This window comes from Nocardiopsis changdeensis (genome assembly GCF_018316655.1).
GTDB lineage: Bacteria > Actinomycetota > Actinomycetes > Streptosporangiales > Streptosporangiaceae > Nocardiopsis > Nocardiopsis changdeensis.
On record NZ_CP074133.1, the window covers coordinates 2,386,413 to 2,405,312 of the forward strand.

Below are 18,900 nucleotides of genomic sequence, written 5' to 3' on the forward strand. Positions count from 1 at the left end.
CGGTTCCATGGAGGTTCGTGGGGCTGGAGGCGTGGCTGGGGCACCCGGCCCCGGGGATGTTGCTGGGGTGGGGGACGCGGTCGAGGGTGTCGAGGGGGTCGTGCCGCCGGGGGCGGACGGGCTCGGGGTGGAGCGGGCGCGCCGCCTGAGCGCCCGGACCATGGTCGTGGGGCCCGTCAACCAGCTGCGCAGCCTGCTGCTGCCCATCGTCGCGGGCCTGGTCGTGGGCGGGTTCAACCCGTGGGTGCTGGGCGCGACCGGCGCGGGCGTGGTCGCCCTGCTCGTCGGCGGCTTCGTCACCTGGCGGACCACGCGCTACGAGGTGGCCGGGGACCACCTGGAGATCCGCAAGGGCCTGCTGAGCCGGTCCCGGCGTACCATCCCGCTGGAGCGCATCCGGGGCGTGGACGTCACCAGCACGCTCCTGCACCGGATCCTGGGCGTGGCGGTGGTGCGCATCGAGGCGGCGGCCGGGGCCGTCGGCGGCAGCGAGGACGGCAAGCTCGACGCCGTGGACACCGCCGAGGCCGAGCGGCTGCGCCGGGTCCTGCTGCACCGCAAGGCGGTGCTGGTCGGCCGGACCGAAGCGGCCGACGCGGCCCCCGCCGGGGACGGGCAGAGCCCGGCCCCCGGCGACGACGGGCCGGCCGCCGACGAGGGGACCGTCCACTTCGCCATCCCCCGCTCCTGGTACCTGTACGGGGCACTGAGCCTGGGCTACCTGCTCACCCCCTTCGCGGTGCTGTCCGCCCTGTTCGGCGCGGTCCAGCAGACCGCGGGGGAGTGGGCCACGGACGCGTTCATCGACTGGGTGCAGGCCTCCGACCGCAACGGCCTGCTGACGGCGGCCGTCGCGGCCGCCGTGGTGATCGTGTTCCTCATGCCGGTGTTCGCGGTGGTCTCCTACGCCCTCACCCACTGGGGGTTCACCCTGCGCGAGCGCGACGGCTCCCTGGTGGCCGAGCGCGGCCTGTTCACCCGGCGCAGCGTCACCCTGGAGAAGCGGCGCATCCGCGGGTACGAGCTGCTGGACAACCCCCTGGAGCGCCTGCGGGGCGCGGTGCGCCTGCGCGCGATCGTCACCGGTCTGGGCGACACGGCCGGGCGCTCGGTGCTGCTGCCGATCGGCCCGCGGGACCGGGTCGAGGAGGTCGTGGACCACGCCCTGGGCCGCTACACCGGAACGCTGCGCCGCCACCCCCGGGCCGCCCTGGGCCGCCGCCTGCTGCGCTCGGTGGGCCCGCCCGCCCTGGCACTGGCCCTGGCGGCCGCGTTCGCCCCCGCCTGGGTCGTCGCCGTGGCCCTGGTCCTCACGGTCGCCGCGGTGCCCCTGGGCGTGGACCGCTACCGCTCCCTGGGCCACGGGCACGACGGGGAGCGGGTGAGCGTCCGCTCGGGTTCGCTGTCCCGGTCCCAGGCCACGGTGGAGCGGTCGGCGGTGATCGGCTGGACCTGGAGGCAGACCCTGTTCCAGCGCCGCCCCGGCCTGGCCGACCTCCAGGTGACCGTGGGCGCGGGCGCCGGGGGCTACACCGCCACCGACGCCTCCTTCGAGGAGTCGGTGGGCTTCGCCGCCGGGATCACCCCGGACATGGTCCGACCCTTCCTGGCCGGCCCGCGCCCCTGACCGGGCCGGGCCGTGTCAGCCCGCGTCCAGGACGTGCGGCTCGGGCCGTTCGGCCCAGGACGGCCAGCCGGGGTCGCCGTCGCGGACGAAGTCCACCCAGGCCCGGTGCGTCCGCTCGGCCAGCTCGGCGGGGGCGTCCGGGCCGGTCAGCGCCAGGGCCCCGGGGGTGCCCAGCCGGTCGAACACGAACGGCAGCTCCATGCAGTGCGCCGCGCCCAGGTCCGCGACCGGGCTGCGCCAGGCGAACCCGAACACGTGCGTGGCGGCGCCCCGCGCGGCGCGGGCCCGCGCCACCCGCCGCGCGGGCCGCTCCAGCAGCACCTCGCCGACGAGCGCCCCCGCCAGCATCCCGGTGCTCATCCCGGGGCGGCGCGAGCGCAGCCTGCGCAGCGTCGCCGGGCCCACCCCGAACCGCAGCGAGCCCAGGGCCAGCAGCGGCCACCCCAGGGCACGGTCGGCGCCGCCGGGGGCCAGCCACAGCCGGTGCTCCTCCAGGGTGGTGCCGATGAGCAGGTCCAGGTGGTCGGCGGCGCCCGCGCGCAACGCGTCGTAGGGGGCGCGCGGTACCAGGTCGCCGTCCACGGCCAGGGAGAACGCGGGGCCGCCCGCGAGCGGGTTCCCCGCCGCCATCGCCCGGTGCTGGGCGGCGACGAGGTCCTCGGGCCCCACCCCGGCGAAGGCGTCCCGGGTGGCGGGGATCCCCAGGTCCTGCGCGATGAGCCGGGTGATCCGCCCGGCCCGGTCGGGGGTGGCGGCGCTCAGCGGCCCGCTCTGGACGATCGCCCGCCGCACCAGCCGCCCGGCCTCGGGGTGCGCGATCAGCGCGGCGGTGGTGCCCGCTCCTGCGGACTGCCCGGCGACGGTGATGCGCCCGGGGTCGCCGCCGAACGCGGCGATCTCCCGCCGCACCCAGCGCAGCGCGGCCAGCTGGTCGGCCAGCCCCAGGTTGAGCGGGGCGTCCTCCAGGACGGAGAACCCCTCCGAGCCCAGCCGGTAGTTGGCGGACACGAACACGATCCCGTCGCGCGCGAAGGCGGTCCCGTCGTAAGCGCTCAGGGAGTTGGCCCCGCGCACCAGCGCCCCGCCGTGGAACCACAGCAGCACCGGCAGCGAACCGGGTTCGGCGCCCCGCGGCGCCCACACGTTGACGTGCAGGCAGTCGTCCCCCCAGGCGTCCACCGACGGCAGGATCTCCCCGACGGCGCCCTCGTAGGGCGCCTGCGGGGCGCCGGGCCCGTACGCGGTGGCGTCGCGCACCCCCTCCCAGGGGGTGACCGGGGCGGGCGCCGAGAAGCGGTGCTCCCCGACGGGCGGTGCCGCGTAGGGGACGCCCAGGTGGCGGACGATCCCCCCGTCGGCGGTGCCGCGCAGCGCCCCGGCTCCGACGTGCGCGGTGGGTCCGTCCGTCATGGCTGGTCTCCTCGGGGGAAGGCGTGGTGCAGGGTGATCGTACGCTCCCCGGCGGGGAACCGGTCCACGCGGCCCGAGGGGTGCGAGAACTCCACCGGCACGGGGGAGTCCACCCGGGCCCGCCCGTTCTCCACGGCGACCTCCACGAACCCGTGCGGGGTGGGCACCCGTCCGGCGATCCTCTCCAGCCGGCCCGGCCGCGGCGCCACCCGCACCGACGCGTACCCCGGCTCGGCGGGCGACACCCCGAGCGTGTGCACGACCAGGTCGCGGGCGGGCGTCGCCGACCACCCGTGCGCGAACGACCCGCCCTCCCAGCACTCGCGCAGCGCGCTCGGGCCGCTCTCCAGCAGGACCGCCCAGTCCCGGTACAGGTCCACCAGGGCGTCGGCCGCGCCCAGTTCGGCCAGCGCGTCGTGCACGACGTAGCGGAAGAACGGCTGGGCGCCGACCACCCGCGCCTCGGTGTCCCAGTCGGGCGCCTCCCGCAGGTGCACGGGGGTGCCGTCGTAGGCGCCGCGCTCGTCGACCCCGTGGTCGGCCAGCGGGCTGCGGGTGAACATCGCGTCCCGGTCCAGCAGCAGGTCCCGCACGCGGTCCCGCCGCCGCGGCGGCACCAGGCGCGCGCACACCGCGGCCGCGGCCGTGTGCTCGCTGACCCCGCGCCCGGGGCCCGCGGGGCCCAGGGTGTCGCGGTAGGCGCCGCGCTCCTCGTCCCAGAACGCCTCGAACCCCTCGGCCAGGCGCGCGTGGGCGTCCCGCGCCCACAGGGCCCGCCCGGGGTCTCCCGACCAGGCGGCCATCTCGGCGAAGTCCGCGAGGGCCCGGCCCCACAGGGCGTTGAGCGCGGCCGAGCACCCGGCCACCTGGACGGGGGACCAGTCGATCAGCACCCATCCGGGCACGTCGTGCAGCAGGCCGTCCGGGCGCGCGTGCCGCGCGAACCAGCGCAGCACCCCCTCGGCGGTGCCGAGCAGCTCCGCGACCGCCTCCCGGTCGCCGGTGTACCGGTACAGCAGGTGCACCGACCGGATCCAGTGCAGCGCCCAGTCGGGGATGGGCGGCACCCCGTCGCGGGCGAAGTCGCCGGCGACGACCATGGGGAGCATGCCGTCGGGGCGCGCCCGGGCGAGCAGCCGGGGGTTCCACACGGCCAGCGACCAGTCGGGCGAGGTCGCCAGGTCCACCGCCTGGTGCACGACGGCGTCGCCGACCCAGGCGCGCGACTCCCGGGTGGGGCAGTCGAGGTAGGCGTCCTGCGCCGTGAGGTCGACGGTGCGCAGCGCCACCGCGAACAGGTGCTCCAGGAAGGGGTCGGAGCACTCGAACCCGGCCCCCGCGGGGCGCGGGCGCAGGGCCTCGCGGACGGCCACCGCCACCTCCACGTCGGGGCCGTCCACGGACAGCACCAGGTACCGGCCGCCGGAGGGGTCCGAGGCGGTGAACCGGGTGCGGCCGTTCCGGGTGCGGATCCGGAACGGCGCGGCCGAGCCGAGGGCCACCGGTGTGACGGCCTCCACCAGGGCGCCGGTGACCGTGCGGCCCGCGGGCCCGTCCAGGGTCAGCCGGGTGCGCCCGGACACGATCCGGCCCAGGTCGAACACGGCCAGCGCCCGCCCCCCGGGCCGGTCGGGGCCGGCCGGGGTCCCGTCCTCCAGTACGGCCGCGTCGGCCGCCAGCGCGGTGTGCACGTCGGGGTCGGCGCCGGGGGGCAGCGCGTACCACAGGGGCGGCCCGACCGGGGCGTGCCGGGTGACCGCCGGGGGCGGCAGCGGATGGGGCAGGAGCACCCCGTACGGGTGCCCGCCCGGCCGGGTGCGCCCGCGCGGACCGGTGACGGCGTGCGCGGCCTGCACCGTCGCCGGGGCCCAGCCGGTGTCGTCGAACCCGGCCCCGGTCCACCCCGGGTCCAGCAGGCGCGCGTCGAACGCCTCGGGGATCTGGGAGTTCAGCAGCCCCATGGGGCGGCACCGCTCCCAGGCGTCGCCCTCCCGGACCCGCCAGTGGGGGCCGCTGGCCGCCGCCACGGAGCCGTCCACCTCCACCTCCGCCACCAGCGAGCCGCCGCCCTGGGTGAACGTGGGCGGGGTCGGCTCCCACCACGGCGTCGGATGGCCGTAGAACCGGGCCGCCACGGCCAGCACGTTCTCCCCCTCCACCAGCGCGCCGGCCAGGTCGTGGACGGAGTAGTACAGGGTGCCGGGCCCGTGGCGGACGGGGCCGTCGCCGACCTCCACCCCGTTCAGGTAGGCGGTGTAGCGCGAGTCCGCCGTGATGAACAGGCGTGCCCCGCGTACGGGTCCGGCCACGCGGAAGACGGTCCGGAACAGGACCCGGTGGTCGAACCGGTCGGGGTCGTGCCTCCCGAACGGGTTGTCGGGGCCCGGCGGGGCCAGCGCGGGCCGGTCCGACCAGATCCATTCCCCGGTCCAGGCCCGGGGCTCGGCGCGGAAGCCGGGAGGGGCGGCCCCGGTCGGTGCGGCGGCGGGTGCGTGCACGGCGTTCTCCTCTCGTGTCGGTGCGTCGGACGCCCGGGGGTTCACGGCGTCCCGTTCGCGGCGCGGTCCGCGGACAGGGACCGGCGCCGGGCCAGCGCGCTCATCGCCTCCACGGCCATGGCGCGGTCGACGGGGTAGGCCAGCAGCACCAGGCCGCCCAACAGCAGCAGGCCCCCGGGCAGCAGCGACTGGGTCAGGTGCAGGCCGCTCAGTGCCGCCTCGGTCTGCTCCCGGCCGGCCCGGTACCCGGAGAAGGCCAGGGAGTAGGCCGTCAGCGCGCCGCCGATGCCGCCCCCGGCCTTGGCCGCGAACGACGACAGCGAGGCCAGGGCCGCCTCGGCCCGAAAGCCCGTGCGCCACTCGGTGACGTCGGTCAGTTCGGCCACCAGCACGTAGTTCAGCGCCACCGCTCCGCCCGCGCCCAGGCCCGCCACCGCGAACCCCGCCAGGTAGTAGGCCCCGGGCATCCCCGGGGCCAGGGCGATCGTGGCGAACCCGCCGACGGCCACGGCGGCGCTCGCGAGGTAGCCGTTGCGGGGGCCCAGCCGGCCGGCCAGGACCGGGCCCGCGATGCTGCCCGCCATCATCGGCCCGATCATCACCACGGCCGCCGCGCTCACCAGCGCCGCCGAGCCCGCGTAGTAGGTGAAGAAGAACGGCATGCAGGCGAGCATCGCGGCGCTGGCCGCCGACACCGCCACCTTGGCGACGAGCAGCAGCGGCACCGCGCGTCCGGTGAGGAACATCCGGCCGAGGTCGCGCGGCCCGTACCGCTCCTCCCGCACCGGCCGCACGCGTTCGCGCACCCCGGCGGCCGACACCGCCATGAGCAGGGCCGAGCCCGCCGCCACGAGCACCGCGAACGAGCCCCACCCGGCGGTGCCGCCGCCCAGGGCGTTCACGGCCGGCAGCACGGCTGCGGTGACCGCCCCGGCCCCGAACAGGTAGGTCAGCCCCTTGATCCCGGCCAGGCGGGCGCGGTCGCGCGGCACGTCGGTCATGGCGGGGAGCAGGGCGTTGAGGGGCACGTCCATGAAGTCGAACGCCAGTCCCCACACCAGGTAGGCGACCCACACCGCGACCAGCGGGTCCGGGGCCAGCGCGGGGGCCAGGAACAGAGCCGCGAAGCTCGCGGCGGCCAGCAGCGACCCGACCAGCAGGTACGGGCGGAACCGGCCGTAGCGGGTGGCGGGCAGGTGGTCCACGACGTAGCCCATGACCGGGTCGGTGGCGGCGTCCACGAGCCGGGCCACCAGCAGCAGCGTGCCGACCGCGGCCGGGGCCAGCCCGACGCCGTCGGTCAGGTACAGCAGCAGGAACGAGCCGATCACCGTGCTCGGCACGATGTCGCCCAGGTTCCCGGCCAGGTAGCTGGCGCGCTCGGCCAGGGAGGTCGACCCGGGGGCGCCGGGCGCGGGGGTGGTGGCCATGGGACCGCCTTTGGGAGAAGGGACACGGCGGAGGCCGGTTCGTGACGCGCACGGGACCCGCCCGTGCCCTAGGCTCGGGCGCGGCCGGCGTCGACGGCCTCCACCACCACATTCGTCCCGTTCGGGGGTCCGGTGGAAGTGGACAGGGACCAGGAAGGGGAGGCGAGGGATTGTGACCCGTCACAAATCCGGGGGCGTGCCGATGATCGGCGGGCGCCCGGCGCACACCTGGATCGCCCCCGGCGACCCCGCGCTGGTCGACGAGGTCATCGCGTCCTTCACCGCCACCAACCCCGACCACCACGGCGACGGGGCGCGGTCCCTCGCCCCCGACATCCGCTGGGTGGTCGAGCACAACCTGCGCCTGTGCGTCTCCGTGCTGCGCCGTGCCGACGGGGAGGCCGGGGACACCCTCGGCCCCGACGACGCCGAACTGCTGGCCGCCTCGGCGGCCCGCCGCGCGGCCGAGGGCGCGAGCCTGGAGTCCCTGCTGGACGCCTACCACCGGGGCTTCTCCGCCGTCTGGGACCGTCTGCACACCCGGGCCGGCCCCGGCGATCTCGACGCGCTCGCCCGGGTGGCCGCCCTGTTCATCGCCCACCTGGGCCGGATCACCACCGTGGTCGCCCGCGGCTACCTGGACGAGCGCGAGCACATCTCGGGCGATGAGCAGGGCGCCCGCTTCGCCCTCTACTCGGCCCTGGTCTCGGGCGCCGACCCCGGCACGGCCGCCCGCCGGGCCGGGGTGCCGCTGCCCGACTCCTACCTGGTGCTGAGCCTGTCCCCGACGGCTCCCCCGGCACAGGAGCGGGGGGTGAGCGAGGAGGTGGCGCGCCGCCGCCGGGCCCACCGCCTGCGGCGGGAGCTGGAGGCCTACGCAGACGGCCCGGTGCTGGCCCTGCTGGGCGGGGGCGGCGGGACGGCGCTGGTGCCGCTGCCCGCCGACGCGGACGGCGCCCCCGGGGCGGCGGAACTGGTCGCCCGGCTGGGCGGGGCCGCGGGGGCGCCGGTCACCGCGGGCGGGGCGGTCGGCCCGCCGGAACGGGTGCCCGACCTGCTGGCGCTGGCCGACGAGCTGCAGTCCCTGGCCCGCGCGCTGGACCGGCCCGCGGGGCTGTACATGCTCGACGACCTGCTGTTCGAGTACCAGGCGACCCGGCCGGGCGCGGCCCGCGCCCTGCTGGCGGCGCTGCTGGACCCCCTGGCCGGGCACCCGGACCTGTACCGGACCCTGGAGGAGTACCTGGGGTCGGACGGGGACCGGCGGGGGACCGCGGCGCGGCTGCACGTCCACCCCAACACCGTGGACTACCGCCTGGGGCGCGCGGCCGCGCTGCTGGGCCTGGACCTGTCCCGGGAGTCCCACCGGTCGCTGGCGGCCATGGCCCTGGCGGCCCGCCGCGTGGACGCGTCCCGCTGACACGCGGAACGGGGGCGTCCGCCGCGGCGGACGCCCCCGTGGGAAGCGGTGCGGGACCCCGGAGGGTCAGTCGTCCTTCTTGGCCCCGAACATGATCTCGTCCCAGGACGGCACCGAGGCGCGGCGCCCGCGCCCCTTGCGCTTGGGCGCGGGCCGGTCCCCGCCCGCCGCGGCGGCCGGGAGCGGCGCCGAGGGCGTGGCCGGGGACGGGTCGGCGGCCCGGCGCGGGGTCCCGGTGTCGTTGAGGTCGATGGTGGCCCGGCAGCCGGCGCGGCGCGGGCTGGCTCAGGGGCGCCGCGGGCGGCACCTGGTCGGCGGCGGCCGACCAGGCCGGGCGCTCCCGGCGGTCGGGCCGCTCCTCCGCAGCGGGCGCGGCGCGCGGCCGCTCGGCCGGGAGCGGTTCGGGGCGCGGCTCGGGACGGGACGGCTCCGGGCGCGCGACCGGCGCGGCGGCCGGACCGCCGTACGGCTCGCCCTCCTCCTCGAACACCGGGGAGGCAGGCCGGGCGGGCCCGTCGGCCGGGGCCGTGTGCGGGGCGCGCGGCCCGGTGTCCGGGCGCCCGTGCCCGGGGTACTCCTCGCGCCCGTGCCCCGCGGGCTCCTCGTAGCGGGGGGCGGTGCGCTCCCCGTACCCGTCCCGGCGGACGGTCTCCTCGCGGCCCTCGCGGTCCTCGTGCTCGTCGCGGTACGCGGGGCGCCCGGTCCGCTCCGGGGCCCGTACGCCCGCCTCGGCTTCGCGGTAGGCCGGGCGCCCGTCCTGCTCGGCCTCCCGGTACGCCGGCCGCCCGTCGTGCTCGGACGCGCGCTCGAACCGCTCCGCGTCCCGGGTCGCGGGCCGCTGCGGCCGTGCGGGCGGGGCGTCGTACCCGCGGTGCCCGCGCGGCTCCTCGGTCCACCGGTTCGCCGGCTCCTCGCGCCGCTCGCCGGTCCGCCGGCCCGCGCCGTCCTCCTCGCCGCGCGGCACGGACGGCCGCAGCGGGTCGTCCAGCGGGCCGTCGGCGCGCCGCGCTCCGCCGACCCGTTCGGGGGCGGGGCGCACGGAGGGGCGCGGCGCCTCGGACTCGGAGCGCCGGGGGGCGAAAGGGGTCACGTTCGCGGTGGGGGAGGGAGCGGGCTCCGACGAGGAGAACCGGGCGGCCTCCTCGTCGGCGGGGGTGACGGTGTTGTGTCTGGGCTCGTACAGCCAGTGGGCGACGCGCTCCTCGCCGCCGTCGAGGAAGACGAGCTTGAGCTGCCAGGTGCGGTCCTCGCGCTTCCAGGAGTCCCACACCGCGTCGCCGGTCTCCAGCTGGTGGGCCCCGATCCGGCGGGTGACCAGCTCCTCCAGGTTCCCCGCGGGCGCGGCCTCGCCGGCGATGCGCACCGCGGCGCGCTGGGCCTGCTGCGCGATGTACTCCCGTTCCTGGAGGACCGGGCCCTCGAACCAGCGCACCCGTTCGATGGGGATGCCGGAGATCTCGGAGATGGCTTCCGCGGTCTCGCCGGACCGGATGCGGGCCTGGATTTCCTTGGGGCGCAACGGATTCTCCACTTCGATCTCGTACTGGCCGAGCCGGGAGAACTGGCCGCGTACTGCGGCGCGGAGGCGGTCGTCGACAGGGAGCATGAAACGGGTTCCACGGCCGGTGCTGGCCAGCACCAGATAGGTGCCGTCCTCACTCACGGCCACGAGGCGAAGCTCGTGCATCGCCCTCCCTTTCGCGTCCCGTCGAGGACAGGTCCTGGGACCGACCCCCGCGTTCTCCAAGTCTGGTCGGCCGACAACGGTTCGGCCACTACCGCGCCCGGCGCGCCCGAACATGTGTGCCCGCCTCCCGATCCGCGACGCGTATCGCCACGGTGGGAGCGCCCCGGGCCGTCCCCGGGGTCCTCACGGTCGCTTCCTTTGCCAATCTTGGCACGCTGACCCTTCCACGACCGGGAGCTGTCACGGGCGAATGTCGCGGTTCCCGTGCGAAGGCTCCGCCGTGATGGTATCCCGCGCCCCCCGAATCGCCCCAGGTCCGGGAAAAACTCCGATCTCGGTCGCTTCGTCGGGGAGGGGGATCCTCTCGGACGCAACTCGACACGCCGATGGGTGCCGAAGAGTGATGCATCTTCATTGATGGCGTTATCGGAACCCTGCCGCCCTTAGTCTGAGTTATCCGTACATGAGTCGTATGTGAACTTTGGGGCGTCTGGGGCCACATGCCCGACACACGCCCATCCCGGAGCGCGGCGCGCCGTCTCGCGCGCCCTCCGGACGGGACGGAGCACGAAGGGGGACGGCCGCATGGGGAGGGCCGAGCACCGTGGGGAACGGGACGCGGAAGAAGGTGAGGAGGCCGGGAAGAAGCGCATCGACCTGAGCCTGTCCCAGGTCGTCGGGGCGGGCGTGGCCACCCTCGCCGCCGCCACCGCCGCCTCCTACCTCAACGTCTACGGGACGGTCGTCGGGGCGGCCGTCATGGCCACCCTGAGCACGGTGGTCAGCCCCTTCCTCCAGGACTGGTTCTCGCGCGGGGGCGACCAGGCGCGGCAGTTCGCCGAGAAGGCCGTCGGCCACACCGAGCCGGCGGGAACAGGTTCTCGCCGCGCCGGCTCCCACCCCCTGGACCCGCCGGGCACCGGCCCGGTGCCCGGGGTGCCGCCGACAGGGCCGATCCCCGGCCTGCCGGAGGAGCCCGACGCCACCCGCACCATGGCCCTGCCCGTGCGGGGGACCGACGCCACGGTGCGCATGCCCGTCGTCCCCGGCATCCCCGGGCACCCGGAGGACCCCTACGGCGCCCGGGAACAGGAGGAGCAGGAGCCGGCCCGGCGCGGATGGCGCGCCTACGCGGTGCCCGCCGCCGTCGTGTTCGGCCTGGTGATGCTCGTCATCCTGCTGTTCGAGCTGTTCACCGGGCGCTCCCTGACCGCGTGGACGCAGGGGCAGGACGAGCACACCTCGCCCACGCTGCTCGGCGGCGGCAGCTCCGCGCCCCGGGTCCCGGAGGACGAGGGGACCGGTGACGCACCCGCAGGCCAGGAGGACCGGGGGCAGGACGGGCAGGACGGCACGGGGGAGCAGTCCCGGGACCCCGCGGAGGGGTCCTCCACCCCCGACCCCACCGCCCCGGCCACCGAGCCGCCCACGGATGGCGGCGACGGGGGCACCGACCCTGTCGACCCGGGCGACGGCGCCACCACCGACCCGGGGGACGGCCAGACCGACCCCGGCGCCGGGGGCGGGGGACCGGGCACCGGCGGTACCCAGGAACCGGGCGGCACGGGGGGCACGGGCGGAACCGGTTCCCTCGGCGGCTCGGGCGGGACCGGGGACGCCGTCCCCGAGGCCCCCGCGGGCTGACCCGGACACCGCTGCGGGCCCCGTCGCCGACGGGGCCCGCAGCGGCGCCGGAACCCGGTCCGGTCCGCGCCGGTCAGCCGAAGACGCGGTCCAGGTAGTCGTTGCCGAACCGCCGCAGCGGGTCCACCCGGTCGCGCACCGCCAGGGCGTCGCCCAGGCGCGGGTACACCGCCTCCAGGTAGGAGCGGTCGCGGGTGTGCATCTTGCCCCAGTGGGGCCGGCCGCCCACCGAGGTGAACACCGCCTCCAGGTCGGCGAAGTACGCCTCGTACGGCGTCCCCTTGTACATGTGCACCGCCACGTAGGCGCTGTCGCGCCCGTAGGCCGTCGACAGCCACACGTCGTCGGCCGGGGCGAACCGCACCTCCACCGGGAAGCTCACCCGGTGGTCGCCCGCGTCCACGATCCGGCGCGCCTCGCGCAGCACGTCCACCAGGTGCTCGGCGGGGATCGCGTACTCCATCTCCACGAACCGCACGTCCCGCACGGACGTGAACACCTTGTGCGACACGTCGGTGTAGGAGCGGGCGGACAGCGCCCGCGAGCTGACCTGGTTCACGGCCGGGACCGCGCCGGGGAAGCGGCGGCACACCCGGTTGACGCCCTCGAACAGGGTGTTGGACAGGAAGTCGTCGTCCAGCCACTCCTTGAACCGCGACAGCGGCCGCGCCGGACCGTCGGTGATGTTGTTGCGCTTGGTGTTGGTGTTGCCGGTGTGGGGGAACCAGTAGAACTCGAAGTGGTCGTTGCCGGCCCGCAGCTCCGGCAGCCGCTCCAGCACCTCGTCCAGGGGCATGGGCTCCTCCCGCGCGTGCAGCAGGAACGCCGGGCGCACCGCCATCGTCAGCGCCGTCACCACGCCGAACGCGCCCAGGCCCACCCGGGCGGCGTGGAACAGCTCGGGCTCGCGCTCCGCCGAGCACTCCACCACGGAGCCGTCGGCGAGCACGATCTCCAGGCCGACCACCTGGCTCGCCAGCCCGCCCGCGTCCCGGCCGGTGCCGTGCGTGCCGGTCTGCACCGCTCCGGCCACCGTCTGCACCGCGATGTCGCCCATGTTGGCGAGCGCCACCCCGTGCGCCGCCAGTGCGTCGTTGAAGTCGCACAGGGGCAGCCCGGCCTCGACCGTGGCGGTGCCCGCGGCCGGATCGACCGAGCGCACCCCCGTCAGCGAGGTGGGGGAGAGCAGGAGCCCGTCGGTGACGGCCACGTCGGTGAAGGAGTGCCCCGACCCGACCATGCGGACCCGCAGGCCCTCCTGCGCGGCGGAGGCCACGGCCGCCGCGACCTCGGCGGTGCTGTTGGGGGAGGCCGTCCGCTTGGGACGGGCCCGGTAGGTGTCCGCCCATGTGTGCCACAACACATCTGTCATGCCAGGGGACATTACTCGCCGGTCACTTGTCTGGCCAGGGGGAGAACGGGCCGAAAGGTCCTGGTCGGGGGAGTCCGACGCCACAGGCCCGCTGACCGGGGGGTGAGGCCCAGGGGTCCGGAGGAGCTGGTTTCATGAAGTGCATGAGGCCTTACGACGCGTTTCTGCTGATCTCCTTCGGCGGCCCGGAGGGCGAGGACGAGGTCATCCCGTTCCTGGAGAACGTCACGCGCGGACGCAACATCCCGCGTGAGCGGCTCGCGGAGGTCGGTGAGCACTACTTCCTCTTCGGAGGGGTGAGCCCGATCAACCAACAGTGCCGCGACCTCCTCGCCGCCGTCACCGACGGGTTCGCCGCCGACGGCATCGACCTGCCGATCTACTGGGGCAACCGGTTCTGGGCCCCGATGCTCGCCGACACCCTGGAGCGGATGCGGGACGACGGGGTGCGGCGCGTACTGGCGCTGCCCACCTCCGCCTACTGCAACTGGTCGAGCCGCACCGCCTACCTGGAGGACATCGACCGCGCCCGCGCCGCACTGGGCGAGGACGCACCCGAGGTCGACCTCATCCGCCCCTTCTACGACCACCCCGGGTTCGTCGAGCCGCTGGTCGAGCACACCCGCGCCGCCCTGGACGCGCTGCCCGCACAGCAGCGCGAGGGCGCCCACCTGCTGTTCTCCGCGCACTCCATCCCCACCAAGATGGCCGAGGAGAGCGGCGGCCCCGAGCTGGGCTTCGGCCCCGAGGGCGCCTACGGCTCCCAGCTCGCGAAGGTGGCCCGCCTGGTCGTGGACCGCCTCGACCGCGAGTACCCCTTCGAGGTCGTCTACCAGAGCCGCAGCGGCCCTCCCAGCCAGCCCTGGCTGGAGCCCGACGTCAACGACCGCATGGAGGAGCTCGCCCGCGAGGGGGTGCCCGCCGTCGTCGTCGTCCCGCACGGGTTCGTCTCCGACCACATGGAGGTCAAGTTCGACCTCGACGTGGAGGCCCGGCAGACCGCCGAGAAGCTGGGCATCGGGTACGAGCGCGCGCTCAGCCCCGGCACCCACCCGGCGTTCGTCGCCATGGTCTCGGACCTGGTCCGCGAGTACACCGAGGGCCGCGAACCGCAGCGCCTGAGCACGGTGCCCCGGTGCGCGGGCTGCCACTGCCGCGACTGACCCCCGGGGGCCCCGGACGCCACACGGGGCCCCTCCGTAAACGCTGCTGACACCGGATGCGGATAAGGTGCGGGGAAGATCACGAATCCTCCCCTCTCAGGAGTAACTGCCTTGGTCCGTTCCTGGTACGAACTGCCGGAATACGTCCGACTGAAGCGGGTCAACGGGCTGCGCCTGTCCCCCGACGGAACCCGTCTGGTCGCCCCCGTCAGCGGTATCGCACCCGATGCCAAGACCTTCCACAGCGCCCTGTGGGAGATCGACGTCCGCCCCGAGGCCGAGGGCGGGACCGCCCCGCACCGCCTCACCCGCAGCGCCAAGGGCGAGAGCTCGGCGGGCTTCCTGCCCGACGGCTCGGTCCTGTTCACCAGCGCCCGACCCGACCCCGACGCCGAACCGGAGGAGAAGCCCAAGGCCGCCCTGTGGCTGCTGCCGGCCGGAGGCGGCGAGGCCCGCCGCGTGGCCTCCCGGCCCGGCGGCATCGGCGCCTTCACCATCGCCCGGGACGCGGGCCTGATCGCCTTCGCCTCGGCGACCCTGCCCGGGAGCCAGGACGGGGAGGACGAGGCGGAGGCGCGCAAGGCCCGTGCGGACGCGGGTGTCACCGCGATCCTGCACGAGTCCCTCCCCGTCCGTTACTGGGACCACGACCTGGGGCCCGACCACCCGCGCTACTTCGCCGCGACCCCGCCCGCAGGGCCCGAGGACGGCCTCGGCGAGCCCCGCGACCTCACCCCGGACGCGGGCAAGGCCCTGATCAACGCCCAGGGCTCCCTCACCCCGGACGGCACGGCCCTCATCACCACGTGGGACGTGCCCGTCGGCAAGGGAGGACACCGCAGCGTCCTGGTCTCCGTCGACACCGCCACCGGCGAGCGCACCAGCCTCCTCAGCCGGGAGGGGTACGACCTGGGCTCCCCGCTGGTCTCCCCGGACGGCCGCCGCGTCGCCTACTCGCTCGGCTTCGAGGGCGACTACGACGGCGAGCCCCGCGACTACCAGCTGTGGGTACTGGACCGCGAGACCGGCGAGACCTCCCCGGTCCACCCGGGCCTGGAGCTGTGGGCCCGGGACTTCGCCTGGTCGGCCGACTCCGGGTCGCTGTTCATCGCCGCCGACGAGAACGGCCGCCGCCCGGTCTTCCGCGCCGACCTGGGCTCGGGCGAGGTGGTCCGCATCACCGGCGACGACGGCGCCTACAGCGAGCTCAACCCGTCCCCGGACGGCCGGTACGTGTACGCGCTGCGCGACGCCTGGGACGCCCCGCCCGCGCCGGTGCGCCTGGACGCCGCCGCCGTCGACGGCGGGCCCGCGTACCTGCGCACGCCGGGCTCGGAGCTCACCATGCCGGGCACCCTCACCGAGATCGAGACGACCGCCGACGACGGCACCCGGATCCGCTCCTGGCTGGTCCTGCCCGAGGAGGCGTCCGCCGACGCCCCGGCCCCGCTGGTGCTGTGGGTGCACGGCGGCCCGTACATGAGCTTCAACGGCTGGTCGTGGCGGTGGAACCCGTGGATCCTCGCGGCCCGCGGCTACGCCGTCCTGCTCCCGGACCCGGCCCTGTCCACCGGGTACGGCCAGGACATGCTGCGCCGCGCCTGGGGCAAGTGGGGGCCGCGCGTGTTCGCGGACGTCATGGCGATCACCGACGCCGCCGAGGCCCGCGAGGACATCGACGCCGAGCGCACCGCCATGATGGGCGGCTCCTTCGGCGGCTACATGGCCAACTGGATCGCGGGGCACACCGACCGCTTCAAGGCCATCGTCTCCCACGCCTCCCTGTGGGGCCTGGACGGCTTCAACGCCACCACCGACTACCCGCCGGTGTGGGAGCACGAGTTCGGCACCCCGCTGGAGCAGCCGGAGCGCTACCTGCTCAACTCGCCGCACCTGCACGCGCCGAACATCACCACGCCGATGCTGGTGATCCACGGGGACAAGGACTACCGCGTCCCCATCGGCGAGGGGCTGCGCCTGTGGCGCGACCTCCAGCTGTACGGGGTGGAGTCCAAGTTCCTGTACTTCCCGGACGAGAACCACTGGATCCTCACGCCGGGCAACGCGCAGGTCTGGTACGAGACGGTCTTCGCGTTCCTCGACCACCACGTCCACGGCAAGGAATGGGCCAGGCCCGAGCACCTCTGACCGACCCCCGGGCGGCCGGCCCACCCCGGCCGCCCGGCCCCTCAGGGGCGCCAGACGTACCGCACGTCGGGTTCGCGCTCCTCGTTGCGCGATCCGTCGGTCTCCTCCGCGGCCGTGAAGCCGTGCCTCTCGTAGAAGCGCCGCGCGGGCCCGTTGACCCGGAACGTCCACAGCTCCAGGCCCCCGGGGCGGCGCCGCTGCGCCAGGCGCACCAGCCGGTCGCCCAGGCCCCGGCCCCGCCACTCGGGGTCCAGGTAGAGCTGGTCCAGCGCGTCGCCGTCCAGGACCAGGAGCCCCACGACCCGCTCGTCCGCGGTGCAGACCCAGCACTCCCGCCCGGGCACCACCACCTGCGCGAACCAGGCGCGTACCGCGTCGTCCCCGTGCGCGCGGCGCACCGTGGGCAGGGCCGCGGCGAAGGAGCGCAGCCACACCCCCGCCATGGCCTCCGCGTCGGCGGCCCCCGCACGCCTCAGCACCACCCCGCCGCTCATACCGCGCTCCGAGCGGTGCCGGGAGCGCCGAGCACGAAGGACAGCCCCTCGGCGGAGCGCAGGCGGGCCACGCCGTCCTCCCGCACGACCGAGCCGCCCCGTTCGCGGGCGGGGCCGGCCAGGGCCGCGGGGTCCCGATCGGCGAGCACGAGTTCCCAGGCGGGCGCGGCGTCCCCGCGCGCGATCGACGCCCCGCGCGGCACCCCGCCCAGGACGCGGGTGTAGAAGTCCGCCGCCCGCTCCGGCTCGGCGCAGGTGAGCAGCATGTTCCGGGGCCGGGTCCACCCCCGGAAGGAGCGTCCCTCCCACAGGGACACCGCCGCGCCCACGGGGTCCACCAGCGTGGCCACGCGCCCCAGGCCGCCCGCGTCGAACGGCTCGACGACCACCCGCGCCCCCGCGGCCTCGGCCGCCGCCGTGCGCCCGTCGGCGTCGTCGACCGCCACGTAGTAGGCGACGTGGGCGGGCAGGCCCGGCGGGTACGGCGGCCGGGACAGGTCGCTCACACCGCCGATCCGCACCCCCTCCGCGTACACCGACGTCGCCCGGCGGGGGTCCTCCCGGGCCACGGCGCACTCCCAGCCGAGCAGGGCCGCGAGGAACCCCGCCGTCGCCCCGACGTCGTGCGTCTTGAGATCCATCCAGCAGAACATCGCGGTCCCGTCCCCTCGGTCGTCCGGACCGTCCTACCGACGGCGGCGGCGCCGGGGCAACCGGTTTTCCGCGGCCCCCGGGACCGCCCGCACGCGGCGTTCGGCGGAGTCCGCCCGGGCGGCGTAGAGTGCGGACCGACCCACATCCGAATGCGGAGAGCGGAGCAGTGACCGGTATCCACACCACACCCGACCCGAGGGCCCTGCGCGACCTGGCCGTGCGGGTGGCGACCGAGGCGGGCGGGCTCGCGGCCGAGGGGCAGGCGGGAGTCACCGTGCTCGACACCAAGTCGAGCCCCACCGACGTCGTCACGAAGATGGACCGGGCCACCGAGGAGCTCATCCGCTCCCGGCTGCTGGCGGTCCGCCCCGACGACGCGATCCTGGGCGAGGAGGGCGGTGAGGCGGGCGGCGACGGCGGCAGCGGGGTGCGCTGGGTGGTCGACCCCATCGACGGCACCGTCAACTACCTGTACGGACAGCCCGACTGGGGCGTGGCCATCGCCGCCGAGGTCGACGGCGTGGTGGTCGCGGCCGCGGTGAACGTGCCGCGGCGCGGCGAGCTGTACGAGGCCGTGCTGGGCGAGGGCTCGCGGTGCAACGGCGAACCGCTCCAGGCCCCGCCGGCGGTCCCCCTGGAACAGGCGCTGGTGGCCACCGGCTTCGGCTACTTCCCCGAGCGCCGCGTGCAGCAGGCACGCGTGCTGGTGGAGGTCGTCCCGCACATCCGCGACATCCGCCGCGGCGGCTCGGCCGCCGTCGACCTCACCGGGCTGGCGGCGGGGCGGGCCAACGCGTTCTACGAGCGCGGACTGAACCCGTGGGACTGGGCCGCGCCCGGCCTGATCGCCTCGGAGGCGGGGATCCGGGTGGGCGGCCTGCACGGCGGCCCGCCCGCCAACGACCTGGTCATCGCGGCGCGCCCGGAGCTGTACGACGCCCTGGACGCCCTGCTGGCGCCGCTGGGCGCCGACCGCGACTGACGGCGAACGCGCGCGGGGGCGCGGCGGAACGGGTGTTCCGCCGCGCCCCCGTCGACCCGACGGGCCGCGTCCCGGTCCGGGGGGATCCGGGCGTCGGCTCAGGCGCAGTCGATGCCGTTGCGAGCCGCGATGCGGTACAGGTCCTCGAGCTCCGACGTGTGGGTGTCGATGAGGAACTCGTCGCCGACGGCCTGCGCCGACTGGAGCGCACCGCGGGTCTCGTTGATACGGACCTTGATCTCCGCGAAGAACTCGCCCATTGCACCTCTTCCAGGGGTAGGACCGGAGGACTCCCGCACTCCGGTCGCGATCGGTGTCGCGCACGTCGCCGTGCGTGCGCAATGTGATGTGGTCACGTCCCTGTGACATGC

General features: G+C 76.0%; 13 protein-coding genes and 1 pseudogene. 6 read left to right on the plus strand and 8 right to left on the minus strand.

Going from position 1 to position 18,900, the window contains the following annotated elements:
* Positions 1-160: 160 nt before the first annotated feature.
* A complete protein-coding gene (locus tag KGD84_RS10905; RefSeq protein ID WP_220565669.1) occupies positions 161-1,627 on the plus strand; it encodes a PH domain-containing protein in 1,467 nt (488 codons plus the stop codon).
* A 15-nt stretch (positions 1,628-1,642) separates the two neighbouring features.
* On the opposite strand, the gene KGD84_RS10910 is transcribed toward KGD84_RS10905, so the two are convergent.
* Genes KGD84_RS10910 through KGD84_RS10920 form a run of 3 tightly spaced genes read right to left on the minus strand, consistent with a single transcriptional unit; the run spans position 1,643 to position 6,965 of the window.
* A complete protein-coding gene (locus KGD84_RS10910) occupies positions 1,643-3,037 on the minus strand; it encodes a carboxylesterase/lipase family protein (RefSeq protein ID WP_220560160.1) in 1,395 nt (464 codons plus the stop codon).
* The gene (locus tag KGD84_RS10915) at positions 3,034-5,535 is read right to left on the minus strand and encodes an alpha-L-rhamnosidase-related protein (protein WP_220560161.1); all 2,502 of its coding nucleotides are present in this window, start codon (positions 5,533-5,535) and stop codon (positions 3,034-3,036) included. Before KGD84_RS10915 ends, KGD84_RS10910 begins: the two co-directional genes overlap by 4 nt.
* 41 nt (positions 5,536-5,576) lie before the next feature.
* Positions 5,577-6,965 (minus strand): MFS transporter, encoded by a 1,389-nt coding sequence (locus KGD84_RS10920; RefSeq protein ID WP_220560162.1) that lies wholly within the window; start codon positions 6,963-6,965, stop codon positions 5,577-5,579.
* Between the two features lie 172 nt (positions 6,966-7,137).
* Here KGD84_RS10920 and KGD84_RS10925 point away from each other — a divergent pair, with 172 nt between their 5' ends.
* Positions 7,138-8,385 carry a PucR family transcriptional regulator gene (locus KGD84_RS10925; protein ID WP_220560163.1) on the plus strand — a complete coding sequence of 416 codons (1,248 nt, stop codon included), beginning with the start codon at positions 7,138-7,140 and terminating at the stop codon, positions 8,383-8,385.
* A gap of 751 nt (positions 8,386-9,136) precedes the next feature.
* Here KGD84_RS10925 and sepH read toward each other — a convergent pair.
* Positions 9,137-10,186 (minus strand): annotated as a pseudogene (gene sepH / locus KGD84_RS33700) (septation protein SepH); the annotation flags it as partial.
* A 471-nt stretch (positions 10,187-10,657) separates the two neighbouring features.
* Here sepH and KGD84_RS10935 point away from each other — a divergent pair.
* On the plus strand, positions 10,658-11,716 hold the full coding sequence (locus KGD84_RS10935; RefSeq protein ID WP_220560164.1) for a hypothetical protein: 1,059 nt from the start codon (positions 10,658-10,660) through the stop codon (positions 11,714-11,716).
* Between the two features lie 73 nt (positions 11,717-11,789).
* Here KGD84_RS10935 and KGD84_RS10940 read toward each other — a convergent pair whose 3' ends face one another.
* Positions 11,790-13,088 carry a D-arabinono-1,4-lactone oxidase gene (locus tag KGD84_RS10940; RefSeq protein WP_220560165.1) on the minus strand — a complete coding sequence of 433 codons (1,299 nt, stop codon included), beginning with the start codon at positions 13,086-13,088 and terminating at the stop codon, positions 11,790-11,792.
* Positions 13,089-13,231: 143 nt separating this feature from the next.
* Here KGD84_RS10940 and KGD84_RS10945 point away from each other — a divergent pair, with 143 nt between their 5' ends.
* Both KGD84_RS10945 and KGD84_RS10950 read left to right on the plus strand, forming a co-directional pair.
* Entirely contained in the window at positions 13,232-14,251 is a 1,020-nt protein-coding gene (locus KGD84_RS10945) for a ferrochelatase (protein ID WP_220560166.1), read from the plus strand.
* A gap of 111 nt (positions 14,252-14,362) precedes the next feature.
* On the plus strand, positions 14,363-16,399 hold the full coding sequence (locus KGD84_RS10950; RefSeq protein WP_220560167.1) for a S9 family peptidase: 2,037 nt from the start codon (positions 14,363-14,365) through the stop codon (positions 16,397-16,399).
* 41 nt (positions 16,400-16,440) lie between these two features.
* Here the strand turns inward: KGD84_RS10950 and KGD84_RS10955 are convergent, their stop codons facing one another.
* Positions 16,441-16,893, minus strand: a complete 453-nt coding sequence (locus KGD84_RS10955) for a GNAT family N-acetyltransferase (protein WP_220560169.1) — start codon at positions 16,891-16,893, stop codon at positions 16,441-16,443.
* The gene (locus KGD84_RS10960; protein ID WP_220560170.1) at positions 16,890-17,534 is read right to left on the minus strand and encodes a VOC family protein; all 645 of its coding nucleotides are present in this window, start codon (positions 17,532-17,534) and stop codon (positions 16,890-16,892) included. The genes KGD84_RS10955 and KGD84_RS10960 overlap by 4 nt, the downstream gene beginning before the upstream one ends.
* 179 nt (positions 17,535-17,713) lie before the next feature.
* Between KGD84_RS10960 and KGD84_RS10965 the strand changes: the two genes are divergently transcribed.
* Positions 17,714-18,529 (plus strand): inositol monophosphatase family protein, encoded by an 816-nt coding sequence (locus KGD84_RS10965; protein ID WP_220560171.1) that lies wholly within the window; start codon positions 17,714-17,716, stop codon positions 18,527-18,529.
* Between the two features lie 98 nt (positions 18,530-18,627).
* Here KGD84_RS10965 and KGD84_RS10970 read toward each other — a convergent pair whose 3' ends face one another.
* On the minus strand, positions 18,628-18,789 hold the full coding sequence (locus tag KGD84_RS10970) for a hypothetical protein (RefSeq protein ID WP_220560172.1): 162 nt from the start codon (positions 18,787-18,789) through the stop codon (positions 18,628-18,630).
* Positions 18,790-18,900 lie beyond the last annotated feature (111 nt).

Coding starts and splice junctions, on each gene's coding strand:
- KGD84_RS10960 (WP_220560170.1), bottom strand. CDS start 17,534: ATGGATCTCAAGACGCACGACGTCGGGGCGACGGCGGGGTTCCTCGCG.
- KGD84_RS10935 (WP_220560164.1), top strand. CDS start 10,658: ATGGGGAGGGCCGAGCACCGTGGGGAACGGGACGCGGAAGAAGGTGAG.
- KGD84_RS10905 (WP_220565669.1), top strand. CDS start 161: ATGGTCGTGGGGCCCGTCAACCAGCTGCGCAGCCTGCTGCTGCCCATC.
- KGD84_RS10945 (WP_220560166.1), top strand. CDS start 13,232: ATGAGGCCTTACGACGCGTTTCTGCTGATCTCCTTCGGCGGCCCGGAG.
- KGD84_RS10920 (WP_220560162.1), bottom strand. CDS start 6,965: ATGGCCACCACCCCCGCGCCCGGCGCCCCCGGGTCGACCTCCCTGGCC.
- KGD84_RS10955 (WP_220560169.1), bottom strand. CDS start 16,893: ATGAGCGGCGGGGTGGTGCTGAGGCGTGCGGGGGCCGCCGACGCGGAG.
- KGD84_RS10940 (WP_220560165.1), bottom strand. CDS start 13,088: ATGACAGATGTGTTGTGGCACACATGGGCGGACACCTACCGGGCCCGT.
- KGD84_RS10910 (WP_220560160.1), bottom strand. CDS start 3,037: ATGACGGACGGACCCACCGCGCACGTCGGAGCCGGGGCGCTGCGCGGC.
- KGD84_RS10970 (WP_220560172.1), bottom strand. CDS start 18,789: ATGGGCGAGTTCTTCGCGGAGATCAAGGTCCGTATCAACGAGACCCGC.